This window comes from Dyadobacter bucti, assembly GCF_005869225.1.
GTDB lineage: Bacteria > Bacteroidota > Bacteroidia > Cytophagales > Spirosomataceae > Dyadobacter > Dyadobacter bucti.
This window is the reverse complement of the sequence record NZ_SWFP01000008.1, coordinates 18,561-32,672: the sequence shown is the minus strand read 5'-3', so window position 1 is coordinate 32,672 and position 14,112 is coordinate 18,561. Positions and strand designations below refer to the sequence as shown.

Annotated in this window: 15 protein-coding genes; 8 read left to right on the top strand and 7 right to left on the bottom strand. The window is 47.7% G+C overall.

Going from position 1 to position 14,112, the window contains the following annotated elements; all coding sequences use genetic code 11:
- Window positions 1-124: 124 nt before the first annotated feature.
- Entirely contained in the window at window positions 125-1,495 is a 1,371-nt protein-coding gene (locus FBF61_RS24110) for a hypothetical protein (protein ID WP_229215195.1), read from the bottom strand.
- A 557-nt stretch (window positions 1,496-2,052) separates the two neighbouring features.
- Between FBF61_RS24110 and FBF61_RS24105 the strand changes: the two genes are divergently transcribed.
- On the top strand, window positions 2,053-3,087 hold the full coding sequence (locus FBF61_RS24105; protein WP_229215194.1) for a dienelactone hydrolase family protein: 1,035 nt from the start codon (window positions 2,053-2,055) through the stop codon (window positions 3,085-3,087).
- 135 nt (window positions 3,088-3,222) lie between these two features.
- Here FBF61_RS24105 and FBF61_RS24100 read toward each other — a convergent pair whose 3' ends face one another.
- Window positions 3,223-3,804 (bottom strand): class I SAM-dependent methyltransferase, encoded by a 582-nt coding sequence (locus FBF61_RS24100; protein ID WP_138482152.1) that lies wholly within the window; start codon window positions 3,802-3,804, stop codon window positions 3,223-3,225.
- Between the two features lie 144 nt (window positions 3,805-3,948).
- On the opposite strand from FBF61_RS24100, the gene FBF61_RS24095 reads away from it, so the two are divergent.
- Together FBF61_RS24095 and FBF61_RS24090 are read left to right on the top strand one after the other, a co-directional pair.
- Window positions 3,949-4,338: a winged helix-turn-helix transcriptional regulator gene (locus FBF61_RS24095; protein ID WP_166444603.1), complete on the top strand. Its 390-nt coding sequence runs from the start codon at window positions 3,949-3,951 to the stop codon at window positions 4,336-4,338.
- A 13-nt stretch (window positions 4,339-4,351) separates the two neighbouring features.
- On the top strand, window positions 4,352-4,972 hold the full coding sequence (locus FBF61_RS24090; RefSeq protein WP_138482150.1) for a Crp/Fnr family transcriptional regulator: 621 nt from the start codon (window positions 4,352-4,354) through the stop codon (window positions 4,970-4,972).
- Window positions 4,973-5,057: 85 nt separating this feature from the next.
- On the opposite strand, the gene FBF61_RS24085 is transcribed toward FBF61_RS24090, so the two are convergent.
- Both FBF61_RS24085 and FBF61_RS24080 read right to left on the bottom strand, forming a co-directional pair.
- Complete coding sequence (locus FBF61_RS24085; RefSeq protein ID WP_138482149.1) at window positions 5,058-6,404, bottom strand: MFS transporter; 1,347 nt, start codon at window positions 6,402-6,404, stop codon at window positions 5,058-5,060.
- A gap of 8 nt (window positions 6,405-6,412) precedes the next feature.
- Complete coding sequence (locus tag FBF61_RS24080; RefSeq protein WP_138482148.1) at window positions 6,413-7,210, bottom strand: isocitrate lyase/PEP mutase family protein; 798 nt, start codon at window positions 7,208-7,210, stop codon at window positions 6,413-6,415.
- 255 nt (window positions 7,211-7,465) lie between these two features.
- On the opposite strand from FBF61_RS24080, the gene FBF61_RS24075 reads away from it, so the two are divergent.
- The 3 genes from FBF61_RS24075 (at window position 7,466) to FBF61_RS24065 (ending at window position 9,494) form a co-directional block, all read left to right on the top strand.
- Complete coding sequence (locus FBF61_RS24075) at window positions 7,466-7,858, top strand: VOC family protein (protein ID WP_138482147.1); 393 nt, start codon at window positions 7,466-7,468, stop codon at window positions 7,856-7,858.
- Window positions 7,859-7,984: 126 nt separating this feature from the next.
- Complete coding sequence (locus FBF61_RS24070; protein WP_229215193.1) at window positions 7,985-8,245, top strand: helix-turn-helix domain-containing protein; 261 nt, start codon at window positions 7,985-7,987, stop codon at window positions 8,243-8,245.
- A gap of 1 nt (window position 8,246) precedes the next feature.
- Window positions 8,247-9,494 carry a type II toxin-antitoxin system HipA family toxin gene (locus FBF61_RS24065; RefSeq protein WP_138482761.1) on the top strand — a complete coding sequence of 416 codons (1,248 nt, stop codon included), beginning with the start codon at window positions 8,247-8,249 and terminating at the stop codon, window positions 9,492-9,494.
- A gap of 364 nt (window positions 9,495-9,858) precedes the next feature.
- On the opposite strand, the gene FBF61_RS24060 is transcribed toward FBF61_RS24065, so the two are convergent.
- The gene (locus FBF61_RS24060; protein ID WP_138482143.1) at window positions 9,859-10,530 is read right to left on the bottom strand and encodes a DUF2971 domain-containing protein; all 672 of its coding nucleotides are present in this window, start codon (window positions 10,528-10,530) and stop codon (window positions 9,859-9,861) included.
- A gap of 118 nt (window positions 10,531-10,648) precedes the next feature.
- The gene (locus FBF61_RS24055; RefSeq protein WP_229215192.1) at window positions 10,649-11,719 is read right to left on the bottom strand and encodes a virulence RhuM family protein; all 1,071 of its coding nucleotides are present in this window, start codon (window positions 11,717-11,719) and stop codon (window positions 10,649-10,651) included.
- Between the two features lie 304 nt (window positions 11,720-12,023).
- On the opposite strand from FBF61_RS24055, the gene FBF61_RS24050 reads away from it, so the two are divergent.
- Window positions 12,024-12,311 (top strand): hypothetical protein, encoded by a 288-nt coding sequence (locus FBF61_RS24050; protein WP_138482141.1) that lies wholly within the window; start codon window positions 12,024-12,026, stop codon window positions 12,309-12,311.
- 150 nt (window positions 12,312-12,461) lie between these two features.
- Window positions 12,462-13,721, top strand: coding sequence for an MFS transporter (locus FBF61_RS24045; RefSeq protein WP_138482139.1), 1,260 nt, complete (start codon window positions 12,462-12,464; stop codon window positions 13,719-13,721).
- A 27-nt stretch (window positions 13,722-13,748) separates the two neighbouring features.
- Here the strand turns inward: FBF61_RS24045 and FBF61_RS24040 are convergent, their stop codons facing one another.
- Window positions 13,749-13,997 carry a hypothetical protein gene (locus tag FBF61_RS24040; RefSeq protein ID WP_138482137.1) on the bottom strand — a complete coding sequence of 83 codons (249 nt, stop codon included), beginning with the start codon at window positions 13,995-13,997 and terminating at the stop codon, window positions 13,749-13,751.
- Window positions 13,998-14,112: the final 115 nt, after the last annotated feature.

The following is a 14,112-nucleotide window of genomic DNA, read 5'->3' as shown; positions in this document are numbered from 1 at the left end:
ACTAAGTGAGTTAATAAGTGATTTTGAAGTAATAAATGACAGATTTTAAGTTAATGATTAGCCTTGGATTATCAAGAATTTTCATTTCCGCTTTCGGAAGCAAATTCCGGCATTTTTCCACTCATTACTCAGAAAACCCCCGCATGTAGGGAACGTTCGGCGGCCGCTCTCCTGCGTTGAATTGCGGTCCGCGTGTCGAGCGGTAGGTCATATTCATGAAAGGTGTTTCAATGCGGCGTCCTACTGCGGAGAAACGGCCGTTTTCCCAGTTGGATTCCATGTTGAATGCTGTGATTCCGGTGGACAAAAGTAGTCTTTCCGCAGGAAATGGCTCCTTTTTGGTTACCATCGTCTCAACAATCCAGTGTGGTTGGGAATTGGAGGCGTGGTACTGAGAAAAAGGGCCTGGCCAGTCGAGCATCGAAATGATCGTCGGCTCCTTACGCCCTTCGATTTCACCGGCGTATGTCCAACCGACGCCCTTTGTATTATATACTGCTGCTTTCGTACCGTCATTGTACTCGACAATACAGACATTTGGCGTTTGTATTTCCTGAAAATGTCCGGGTTTGAGGTTGAAATTAGTCCTGACCGATTCAAGCAGCCTGGCCGCCCAGGGATTGCGCTCGGTCCACTTCCAGGTTTCAGCCCCCCGGATACATTGCACCGACCTGACTCCGGTCTCACCTCCCTTGCGCCGCTCCACAAATGCCTGCAATACATCAACACAATGGAAAAGGGCGCCTTCGTCGGGTGCACCGCCGAGCACTACAGATGATTTGATGGGCGTATCAATATCGATTTCTATCTCGGGCTTGCGGTAGTGGACGGGTATAGACGAGCCCCCGGTCAGAGGAAAGTTCAGTTCGCGGGATTTGTCAAACATCCATTTGGCTTCGTCCCAACTGTAAGAGAGGTGTTTGTCGTTAAATACCGGCACAGAACGCTTGCTCTGCTCAAAAACCCTGACAACTTGCTGGTAGATCCACCAACGGGGCAAAAGCCACTGCCCTTTGAGATTTGTAGGGTATTCTCCGTGTTCTCCGACAATCACAACACCATCCACCGCAAGTTCCTTCCCGCCAAGCGTAACTGCTTCACCAACTGTTTTAAAGATCGGAATGTTCTTCGATTTGCATATTTTCTGGCCCAGTCCGCTTTCCTGAAGCTGATGGATGTAAACAGCTACCACCTCAACCCGCGACGGAGTGTGAGCGCCCTGCCACCAATATCCGTCCAGCAGCTTGGTGACGATCCAGTCCGCATGCGATCGTGTAGCACCCCAATAGCTGATGAGGCAGGCAATGCGCGGCCGTTCCTGAACCGCTGGCTGCCGGACAGGTCCGGGTGCGACGCCAGTTAAAGCAGCGAGACCGGCCATACCAGTTATTTCGAGCATTTTACGCCGGTTCAGGAACGGAACTGAATTGCTGGTTTGGTTGATTGGATTTGAATCTGGTACTGGACCAGTGATGTCGGGTTGTTGCGTTGTCATGAATGCGACGTTTAAAGAGATTTAGGAATGAGAATGCCGTATCGCCATTGAAGATAAGACTATATGTTTACTTAGCATCAGTTTTTTCACACCACTTTAGACAAAATTCCATAGGAGGTTGCTCTTGAGGGATTTTGATCGGCTGACTCGGCTGGGAGGCCACAGGGTATTTTGTTTGACTTTACACTTCCTTCACGGGCGCCCGTGGCACGGAGGGCTAAAACTTTGCCTTTAAACGTGTAATGATCATTTTGAGACCATTGATGCGTTTTTTGGGGCCGAATCCGATCAAGCGTATTGTGGATTTGCAGCTGCAGAGGTAAATCGTACTGTATACAGGCCATTACAGGTCTGTAAAAAATGGATGTATTTAGAGGAGTCTGGTCGCACTTCGTGGAAGTAAACCAGGACTGGAACTGTCGCTGTATTTGCGGCGACAGGCCACTGTGCAACTTTTAACTATTGGTAACCAAGCATTAGGCACTTTCTTCCTAAATTGTAAACCATTACAAACATCCTCTTTTTCTGTATCGATGAAACACGATAGGCGTAGATTCATGAAGACACAACTGATGGCGGGGCTTGGCGCGATTTCTACTGCCGGCATGGCGATCGATCCTAGCACACAGGACTTCGCGGCAGGCCTTGACCCCATCTCGCCGGAGGCACTGCGAAAACACTATAAGACTTGCCTGGGCGGGGCATTTCCCAAACCCGCACCCCTGCTTCCTGAGATAAAGGAAACCATCAGGAAAGACGGATATCGCATTGAATCTATCACCTATGAAGTCGAGGTGAACGACCGGGTTCCGGCGCTGTTGCTGATTCCGGACTCGGCAACGGCCCAGCGCCCTGCACCTGGTATTGCGGTCTGGCACCAGCATAACGGCGAATATCACCTGGGCAAATCCGAACCAGCCGGATTGGCGGGGAATCCCATGCACCATACGGCAGTGGCGCTTGTGCGGGATGGATACGTGGTACTTTGTCCCGATGCGCTTTGTTTTGAAGAGCGGCAGGATCCGACCGGAAAACTGACAAAGGGCGACTATGAGCGTTTCGAGTTTCTTCGCCAAGTGGTTCGCGGGCGCAGTCTGGCCTGGAAAAATGTCCTGGAAATGCGTCGTGCGGTCGATTACCTGTGCGCACGTCCGGAGGTACTTGCCGATCAGATCGGTTGTTACGGGCATTCGATGGGTTCTACCCATGCCTGGCTGGTTGGCCCCCTGGAAGCCAGATTAAAATGTATTGTCGGAAACTGTTGCCTTCCTAGCTATGCGGCGATAGAACACGAGCATCTGCTGCATTGCTTTCCCAATTTTGTGCCTGGCTGGCTTCAATTCGGCGATACCCCGGATATAGCGGCCCTGATTGCTCCCCGAGCACTGCACCTGAACTTTGGCGAACTGGACGGGGGTTCACCAATTGGTTTCGTTCAAAGAGCTCTGCCGCGCATTGAACAGGCGTACAAAAATGCCCGTGTACCACAGAACTTTACTTCTTTCATAGAACCTGGGAAAGGGCACGTGCTTTCTGAGGCCATGTGGCAACGCGCGAGAGAGGTTTTCTCCCGCCACCTTCAATTTCGCTGATTAAACAAGGTGTAGCTTAGCATGTTGCAAGCATCCGGTGTAGTCTCGGGCCATGGAACCGGGCAGGTGATGCGGGTACAGACCACCGAAGAGATGGTAATTTTAACGGAAACTTTGCATGTTTCCTCATTAGCCTTAAAGCCTGATCGCATGATAGTAATGATTCTCCCCCTCATCCTCAAACTCCTCAATGAACGACAGCCCCGATCCAGCTAGCAATTCTTTGTATCTCTCCGCTCCAAGCGATATTGATTCAATTTCTGTAATAGCATCTTCCCACATCATTTTTGTAGACGGAGCCGTAAATAGCAGTTTCCCGCCAGTGGACAGCGCATTTGCCATTTTTTGAATCACAACCTCCTGTGTTTTTTCAGGCAAAAGGAACATTAGCCCCCAGGCGATGATGGCATCGAACTGCCGATTGAAAAATGAGGAATCTTCTGCGGCTTCACAGGCGACGGGAATATTGGGAAAGTTCTGCTTGAAACCTTCAACCATGGAAGGTGACGCATCCATCCCATAAACGGTCAGACCTTCAGCCACCAATGCCTGTGAAATGGGCAGGCCTGTGCCACAGCCTACGTCCAGTACTGTCGCATTGGGAGGTAGTGACTTTGCCCAGAACCGAACCTCCGGCGCGCCGATTCCATTGATGCCCTTCGAGCGACAGCGAATGAATGTTGCCGCGTGTTCCTCGTATCCGTTTGATTTGTCCATGGAGCAATCTGTTTAGCTTCGTTGTCCTAACGTCTTGTTTGTAAAAGTGTTTGACCTCCAAATTTTTAAGTAGTAGCGTTTTACTACTACTTTTTCTATCTTCGCATTGTTGGTATGATAAAAAAGCAGATGAAAACAGTAACCATGAGATCCGATTGCCCTATCAGTTGCACGCTGGATATGCTTGGCGACAAGTGGAGCTTATTGATTCTGAGAGATTTGCTGTTTTTTGGAAGAAATTCCTTTGGTGAATTTCTTCTTTCTGAAGAAAAAATAGCCCGAAATATCCTTTCCGACAGGCTGGAAGATCTGCAGGCAAAAGGGTTTCTTGTGAAGGAAGTTTCGCCTGCCAATAAATCGAAATTTCTTTACTACCCTACTGAAAAAGCAGTCGACCTGGTGCCGCTTCTATTGCAGCTCAGCGCGTGGAGTAAAAAGCACAATGCACATTGCAAGCCAAGAAGCGATGTTCGTGCTTTTGAAGATCCGGAGGGGGATGCAATGCGTGATTTAAAATTGAAGGTGAGAACTTAAAAAGAGAAATCCCATGACTGCCGAAGACCAGTTGAAACAGCATTTGCTCAAAACGGCGAGCTTTACCGACGAAGAGTTTGCGTACATTTTCTCCCATTTCAAACCGCTTTCTTTCAAAAAAGGACAAACCATCATTGCTCCCGGCGACAAAGTGGAGGCGGAATATTTCGTGCTGAGCGGCTGTCTGAAATCATTCTTTGTGAATGACGATGACAAAATGTTCATCCTTCAATTCTCGCTGCCCAACTGGTGGGCTTCGGATTATAATGCATTGGTTCACCAGGTTCGGGCTACGATCACAGTTGATTGCGTGGCGGATACCGAGGTACTTTGCCTGCCCACCGAAGACCGGGAAAGGCTGTGTAATGAACTGCATCAGTTCGAGCGTTTTTTTCGGTTGCGTACGAGCCGGGGTTATGTGGCCGCGCATAAAAGGCTGCTGTCGTTTATGAACAATGATGCCAGAGGCCGGTATGATGAGCTGCTCAGTCTGTATCCCGAGCTTTATAATGCGGTTCCCAAACAATTGATCGCGGCTTATCTGGGCGTTTCCAGGGAAACATTAAGCCGGTTTAATTACAAGAAGAAGAGGGGTAGCAACGGTTTTAAACCACTCCAAACCATTGCCGCCTGACATTTCAGACTGATATCAACATTATTCAGCTACTTGTGCTACTGTGTTGCCCTGCACTACCCTTGGCAAACGAAACAACATGATACTAGTCAGCACACCGCAGCACATCAACGCAGCCAGGCCATAATGATAGGCAAGCTGCACTATGCATTTCGTCGGCGAGGTAAAAGTATAATCCGCCAATCAGGCAAATGCCTAATGCAGAAGCGGTTTGCTGCACGGTTGAATACACACCGGCGGCTGTTCCGGCAAACGCTGGGGGCAGGCTGCGCAGGGTCACGTTCAGTAAAGAAGGTAACACCAATCCGTTCCCAAGTCCGTAAGTTGCCTGCAGTACAAAGAGCATCGCAATGCTTGCGCCTGTTTTGAAAAAAACGATCTGCAGACCGAATGTCGCCAGTATGATCACAATCCCAATTTGTAATACCGCAGTGCCGTACCTGGATGTGAGTTTCGAAGCCGCCACCGAGCTCATTGTAAACAAAATCCCCGGCGCAACGAAATACAGTCCGGCGGTCAAGGGGCTTAATCCCAAACCATTTTGAAGAAAAACGGCGCTCAACAGCAGGTAACAGGTATGGAGCATAAAATGAAAAAGTACTGCCCAGAGACCAATGTTAAAATCTTTGAAACCAAATAAGTCATTATCGATCAGCGGCGACTGCCCCGCCGACTTTCTCTGCTGCTGATTGTAAAAGAAATAGATAAAAATACCTGCCGCCACCACCAGCAGGGCAAAGCTCCACCACGGCCAGCCCGATTCTCTTCCTTGTATCAATGGATAAATGAGGCAAAACAATCCGGCCGTCAGAATGCCTACGCCCGCGATATCCATTTTTGTACCTCTGTGCCGACTCGTTTCAGGCAGGTAAAAATGAGCTGCCAGAAGTGAAAGTATGCCGATCGGAAGATTGATCAGGAATATCAGACGCCAGCCCGCCACAAAGAATTGCCCGCCCGAAAAATAACCGCCCAGTACCTGGCCAATGATGGAAGCCAGCCCGAGCGTGATCCCAAACCAGCCGATCGCCTTGGAACGTTCTTTGGGATCGGCAAATAATATCTGGATAAAAGCAATCGACTGAGGTACCATGAATGCGGCGCTCATTCCCTGTAAAAACCGCATGAGATTTAACTGAAACGGAGTTTGCGAAAGTCCGCACAAGCAGGAAAAAAAAGTGAACCCGACCATACCCCAGAAGAATATACGCTTCCGCCCAAAGTAATCGCCGCAGCGGCCGCCGGTGATCAGAAAGGACGCATACCCCAGCAGATAACCCGCAATCACCAGCTGGATTTGCGCATTGTTGGCCTGAATCCCCGACTGAATGGAAGGGATCGCCACATTAATAATAAAAATATCAATGACCGACAGCAGCGGCGCGGTCAACACAATCACCAGCGATAGCCAGGGCGAAACAGACTTATTCATAGCATTGGTCAGGAAAACAAATCTTGCAAATTGACAGCCGGCGTCGGATCTTCATATAATACCGCCGAATTGCCCCCGGCCAAAAATGACGCGGCAACTCTCGACACAGCCTTCCAGGCCACATGCGCCATGCCGGTACCGGCGCTTAACCTTTTCACACCAAGTTCTGCCAGCCTGTTCGCATCCGGCAGTCCGGGCATCGCCAGCACATTCAAAGGCAGCGTTATGCTGGCGGCAATTTGCGTGATTTCTTCTGCCTGGGTAATCACCGGCACAAACAAGCCGCTCGCCCCGGCAGCAGCGTACAGTTCCCCGCGCCGGAGTGATTCCGAAACGCGATCGGCTTCGTGAACCAGAGCCGCCAGGTACACATCCGTCCGGGCATTGATGTACAACTTCGAGCCGTGACTATCCGCAGCGCGCCGGATTGCCTCAATTTTCTTCGCCAGCAAATCGGGACTGTCTTTCCCATCTTCAATATTAATCCCCGCAACACCCGCGTCGAGCAAAAGCTTCACATTTTCAGCGACCACGGCAGGTTCACCGCTATAACCATTTTCAAAATCCACAGAAAGCGGCACGTTAATCACCCGCACGATGCTATGGGCCACCTGCGCATTCAATTGCGCAGTCATTTTATTCCCATCGGCATACCCCAGCGCCCAGGCCACCCCGGCACTTGTGGTGGCAATGGCCGATGCGCCCAGGTTTTCAATGATCTTTGCACTGGCGGCATCCCACGCATTGGGAAGAATGAGCGTTTTGGCCTGCTGATGCAGACTGATGAAAGTTTCGGTTTTGTTCATTTTTGTTAATGTTTATGAAGGTTCGAAAAGATCTTAATGAGGTACTGTGGGTTTTCCTGGGGAATGGGGTTTCAAGCATTTCGCAGAGCAAATCGCTGGCGCCGGTACAAAGGTGGCAAGAGAATGTGAAGGGGTTATGTGATGTGTGTCACATTTGGAGGGACAACTCCGGATTACATATTGAAGACAAGTATCTTTAGCCAGGCACGGTCTCTTTATCCTGCAAATAATCAACACTTTAAACACATCACATTTATGAAAGTGCAAATTTGGGCCAATTTAGGCGTCGCAAATGTGGAGCGCACCAAAGCGTTCTACACGCAACTGGGCATCACGAAAAATGCCGGCCACGAAAGCGATGAGCTGGCCAGCTTTATATTCGGCGACGAAGGTTTTGTAATCCACTTTTTCAAGGATGATATCCTGAAAGAAAACGGCATGAAAGGCGAACTGGCCGACCTGAGCAAAGGCAATGAAGTGATCTTCTCCATATCAGCTGAAACCGAGGCGGAAGTGAATGAATGGGCGAAAAAGGTAGAAGCTGCTGGTGGTAACGTATTTGACCCGCCAAGGGCTTTTCAGGGAATGTACGGGTGTGCGTTTTCCGATCCCGATGGGCATAAGTTTAATATTTTGAAGTGGAAGTGAGGGGGGGGGATATTGATCTTGACTATCCAGTGTAGTAAATGTTGATTATTACAAACAATATTGATATTTTTGTTTATAATAATCAACATTATGCAACCTAAAAAGCAAGTTCTACTCCCCAGATTCTTGAAAATCCTGGAACAGCTGGGCGAAAATATCAAACTTGCCCGCAAGCGGCGAAAGCTTACCACCATTCAGGTTTCTGAACGGGCCGGAATCGATCGAACTACACTGTATCACATTGAGAAGGGCAACCCAAGCGTATCGATAGGGGCGTATTTCAATGTTTTGAGAGTTTTGGGTTTGCAGGACGATTTCCTCAAATTGGCGGCTGATGATGAGTTGGGAAGGAAATTGCAGGATTTGAAACTAATTGGCAAATCTTAGCATGGCGGACCGGACGGACATTTATGTTTATGCAGATTGGGTCGGAATGGCGGGGCCGAAGCTGATCGGGACGCTCTCTGCGCAGCAAGCCAAGGGCAGGAAATCTTTTAGTTTTACTTACCAAAAAGACTGGATCGCTTCCCACGAACAATTCCTGCTTGATCCTGATATTGCCTGGTTTGGCGGCGCGCAATATCCTAACCAAAAGGAAAACTTCGGCGTGTTTCTCGATTCCATGCCTGACACCTGGGGGCGCACGCTTATGAAAAGAAGGGCATCCATTCTGGCAAAGCAAAATGGGAAGCAGGCTTCTACACTATATGATATAGATTTTCTGTTGGGCGTTCATGACCAAAGTCGGATGGGTGCATTGCGGTTCAAACTGGATCCGGACGGGCCCTTTTTAGATAACGATGCCGTTTCGCCAACGCCCCCCTGGGCTACCGTCCGCGAACTTCAACATGGAGCGGAGCTCATTGAATCCAACGAAGATACCGCGGAAGTAAGAAAATGGCTAGCTATGCTGATGGCGCCCGGCTCCTCTCTCGGCGGCGCGAGACCCAAAGCCAATATCCTCGACGAAAAGGGGCAGCCCTGGATTGCGAAGTTTCCTTCAAAAAATGATACAACCGATCGTGCAGCGTGGGAATATCTGGCTTACCGGCTGGCGATAAATGCAGGAATTGAGATGGCCGAAAGTAAACTGGAGCTCGTGGCGGGTAAATATCATACGTTTTTTACGAAGCGATTTGACAGAGATAAAAGCGCCCGCATTCATTTTGCCTCTGCCATGACGATGACCGGGAAAAATGAGGAGTTGATTCGCGATGATACACCTTCCTATCTCGATATCGTTGAATTTATACAGTTCTCGGGAAGTAGCATTGCCGAAGATCTCGCTCAGCTTTGGCGGCGAATGGTATTTAATATCCTGATTTCCAACACCGACGACCATCTGCGCAATCATGGTTTTCTGCTAACCGCCAACGGGTGGAGACTATCGCCAGCTTTCGATATCAATCCTTCCATTGACAAAGACGGTCTTGCATTGAATATTGACATGGATAACAACCAACTTGATTTGGATCTGGCAAAACGGGTAGGAGTTTACTTCCGCTTGCAGGAAAAACAAATGGACGAAATACTGGATCAGATCAAATCAGCTGTTGCGGAATGGAAGAAAGTGGCGGGTGAAATTGGGATAAGTCGTGGCGAGCAGGTGTTGATGGCTGCGGCGTTTCGAATTTAGTGAAACCCGATCAGAATTCATTTATCCTGTTTCAGCTGCTTAACGTACTCCTGTCTCAAAGATCTCATAGAGCGCTCAAAACTATCGTGACGCTCTGTCGACTTCGTAGAAGGTGGGTCAGCAGGCTTTGAAGAATACTTTAATTCCTGAATGTTTTTGTATTTCGTTGACTGGTTCACGAGTTTTCCTGTCATTGGGAATTATGAAGAACGAAGTTAATTTGGAAAGTCAAACATTCAATGCTTTGGCAGTTTAGACTTTGAAATCCGATATTCGACGATAATATTTGACTCGTACACCTCCGCAATTCCGCTGAAGTAAGTGCTAATATTTTGAACCGAAGACAAACACGGCACAACAAAAATCAAGTATTCAAGGCCTGTGCCCTCAATTCAAATCTATCAATTGCAAGTTCCATTCGATACCGAGTAATATTCTTTGTTAATGCAATTTCCTCTGCATGTTTAATGTGTTGATTTTGTGACGTGGATTTTGCACCGAAATATATTCCGGTTGGAGTCGGACTGGGGATTTCGTTACTAATAATGCTATTCCACATAAATGACCTCCACTCTTGCTCATATTCCCAATCAGTATGTTTGGCAATACTTGCAAGGATAGCAATGTTATAAATGTTAAGACGCAAATCTTGACATGACTTCAAGTCTAAGATTTCATTGCTATAATGAACAGGGTATAATTCCATTGGGAAAGGTTGCCAAGAAGAATCTGTAAAGTCATATTCAACACAAAATCCAGTATGATCTTGTGAGTAATGTGACCACATTAAGAGAGAATCATTTTTCTCGCTTAAAGAGCATATTTTGAGATTAGTCGCTAAATTTTGATTGAGCACACTGAAAAAGGTGTCTTCACCCAAAGCCATCTCACCAATCCAGCCTATCTGCGAATCATAGGGGTCATTGAGTTGTTGAGGTGCAGGATGCCATAAATATTGATTACTTAGAGCCTTGATCGCATTATCATTAGGCCTGAAATATTTATACAATTTCTTCGGCAAAATGCTTTTAATCAAATCAGTACAATTACCTGGCTCTTCTCTTTTTGTACTGCTTTAAAAAAATGACGCTTAACGTTTTTGCCCATTAATTCAGAGATTATTTATGCGCGATAACATAAGTGTTTTATCAATATTATGTCTGGTCGCCAGGATCATCCAGCATCACGTCAAAATCGCTTACATAAAGTCGGTCCTGTGTAACACGATATTTCTCAAATTCACTTTCTGCGTGCGCAGTCGCGATTTCTGTGGTTACTCTGCCGGCATCCTGCAATACCTGGCGGTCTGTCGCTTCAATGAACCGGCCAAGACGGGCTTCCCAGTCCTGCATCGTCATCGGGATCTGTCTGAGCGCCATGTCTTCAGCCAAATCCAGATAAGCAGAAACCAATCGCTGTAATTGAGCCATTTCGGGCTGTGTCAAATAGTTCTTGGCGACGACCACATCAAATTTCTGAATTTTTCCGCGCGGTGCGTCTTTCCAGGTGGTTAATCCCATGTGATTTTTATCTGCATCGGCACGCGAATAGATTACTTCTGCTGCCGTTTGCCCATGAATAGCCCAATGTAATTTGTTTTGCACCGTCGCAAAAAAACGCTTGGTCGCCTGGGCTGACACGTCATAATCAATCGATGTGGCATAGATGTCGGTGATTTTTTGATAAAACTTTCGCTCGGAAATGCGGATTTCCCTAATGCGCTGCAATTGCTCTTCAAAATACCGCTTTCCCAAAATGGAACCGTCATTTTTCAAGCGCTCGTCGTCCATCGCAAATCCCTTGATGGTGAAGCTCTCGATAACAACAGTCGCCCATTTGCGGAACTGTACCGCTCGCTCGGAATTAACCTTGTAGCCTACTGCAATGATTGCGCTCAGGTTATAATGTTTCGTATCATAGACTTTCCCGTCAGTTGCAGTTATTCGAAAATTTCGAATAACTGAAATTTCCTCCAATTCACTATCGGTGAATACTTTTTTTAAATGGTAGTTGATCGTGTGTGTTTCAACACTATAAAGCAACCCAAGCATTTTTTGGCTTAGCCACACATTTTCATCGGCATATATAGCTTCCACACCACCAGCGCCACCCGAAGCCACAAAAGTCAAATACTCTGCGGCAGATGATCTTATGATGGATTTTTCTTCTTTGACAGGTGTTTTTTTACTCATAAACAGAAGTGTGTACTTGATACCAAAATGCATGAGCAAGCCGTGGGTTTAGCTTAGCATTGATGCAGAAGGCAAATATAGGCCAACGATCAATCTGGATATCAATATGCCTCCTGTATTTTAGACCGATGAAATGTCCTTATTGCAGATTACAATATTCCCCTATATTTGCCCCGCGAACTTTATTAAATTTTTATGGTGCTGATGTTACAGTTTAGGTTTGAAAAATGGTCTTGGAGAGGCACACGGGTGAAAGTCCCGAGACCTGTCATAGCACCTGCTTTGATGAAGTTCGCAGTGACCTCTCCTCATCTTTTCACCACAATCCATTTAGGAAATGCGAACTTCAAATGGTCCAGGTGTTGACTCAATTGAACATTCAGTCAACCCAACGAATGATGCCCGTCACGCATCAAATTTCAGTTCAACAATAACATCCGCCGAGGCAGATATTCTGTATCTGATCGACACGCAAGGTTCCCGGGAACTAGCCCGTTCGCTGAGGATGATCCATGACATGGCTCTTTATCATTCGGACATCCCATTTGATGAACCGCAAAAATCCGCTCTCTATGATCTGAAATTGCTTTGGGAAGGGCTGGAGAAGATCGGGGAAAAAGTTTAGGAGTTGAGGACTGTTTGCGACAGTCCTTTTTTACTTTACATATCCACGCAAATCATCGGGTATCCTTGGCAAGATTTTTACAACGGTACGGCTGTCGAGGGTAATATGCACAAGACGGTGCGCCCGCGTTGTTACCTATCAACAAACTTCATGAAGATTGCCGCATTGAGTGCTTTTGAAAGCCGTAATTACAAGTTATTTTTTGCAGGACAAACCATTTCGCTTTTAGGTACCTGGATGCAGAAAACCGCCGTCAGCTGGGTTATTTACTCGCTGACGCAATCCAAGTTTATGCTTGGTGTGAGCATTTTCGCAACCCTTTTTCCATCCGCCATGCTAACCCCGCTGGGAGGTGTCATTTCGGACCGTTATAACCGGTACCGGGTATTGCTGGTCACCCAGGTGCTGTCCATGGCGCAGGCGCTCGCGCTGACTTTGGTGGTGTTTTTCAAGCACTACGCGGTTTGGGAAATTATTGCGCTGAGCGTGGTGCTGGGCCTGATCAATGCATTCGATGTACCCGCGAGGCAGTCGCTGGTGTATGAGCTGGTGGAAGATAAAAAGAACCTCCCCAATGCGCTCGCGCTGAATTCATCCATGGTCAATCTGTCCAAACTCCTTGGGCCTGCTATCGCCGGCGTGGCCATTGAACGGTTTGGTGAGGTCGTTTGCTTTGCTGCCAATACATTCAGCTTCATTGCCGTGATCAGCTCCCTGCTCTTGATCCGGCTGCCGAAGTTCAAACCGTTGAAACACACCAAAAACATCCTCAACGAACTCGCCGAAGGACTGACTTACATCCGGCAAACGCCCGAGATCCGGTACATAATTGTCATGCTGGCTCTGGTAAGTCTGCTGCTGCTTCCTTTCACCAGCCTGATGCCGATCTACGCGAAAGACATTTTCCGGGGCACCGCTTCCACATTCGGTCTGCTCGACAGCGCCATCGGCTTTGGTGCATTAAGCGGGGCGGTTTTCCTGGCAACGCTGCCGCCCGGCACCAATCTCAGCAGGATACTCGCGATCAATACATTTGTTTTCGGCACGGGGCTGATCCTGTTTTCATATACCAGCCTGTATGCGCTGGCACTTTTCTTTATTGCGATCGGTGCATTTGGGATGATGTCGCAAACCACGATCAGCAACACCCTGATACAAACACTGGTGGCGCCGACCATGCGCGGCCGGGTGATCAGTATTTTTGTGATGGCCTACTCAGGCGGCGTCCCCATCGGCAGCCTGATCGTCAGCTACCTTTCGCAGCATATCGGCGTACAGGCCACGGTGCTGGGCCAGGGATTTTTAGCATTGCTCATCGGGATCATGCACGTACGGTATTTGAAAAAGAACAAACCGAACCGGCGGGTTGCTACTACAAACAGTTTGAATGCGGAGATTCCCCAGGTGTGAGTGTTTATGATCCGGTATTCATGGCCGTCAACACCCGGAATACTCCGGCCGAAATAGTCCATTAAGGGCTGCGATTGTTTTTTCTACAATCTCTCTGCCGTCTTGTAGCTCAATGTAAGGATTCGGATCATCGGCGTGAATTTCCCTGATCACTCCCTCAGCCCGTTCCAGTCCGTTGATATCCAGAATCATTTCCGCTTTCGCTCCACGGTTTTTGATATCTGTCAGCATTTCCATGAAGCTCTCATTTACTGATAACGTCGTGCGTAAGTCCATATATTTTGGTTGATTACTTATTTAAAAATTATTTAGAAGGAATGTAATGTTATCATTTAAAAAACATCCCCCATTAACAATTAATTCAACATTGTTGGTCAATAATCGTATCATC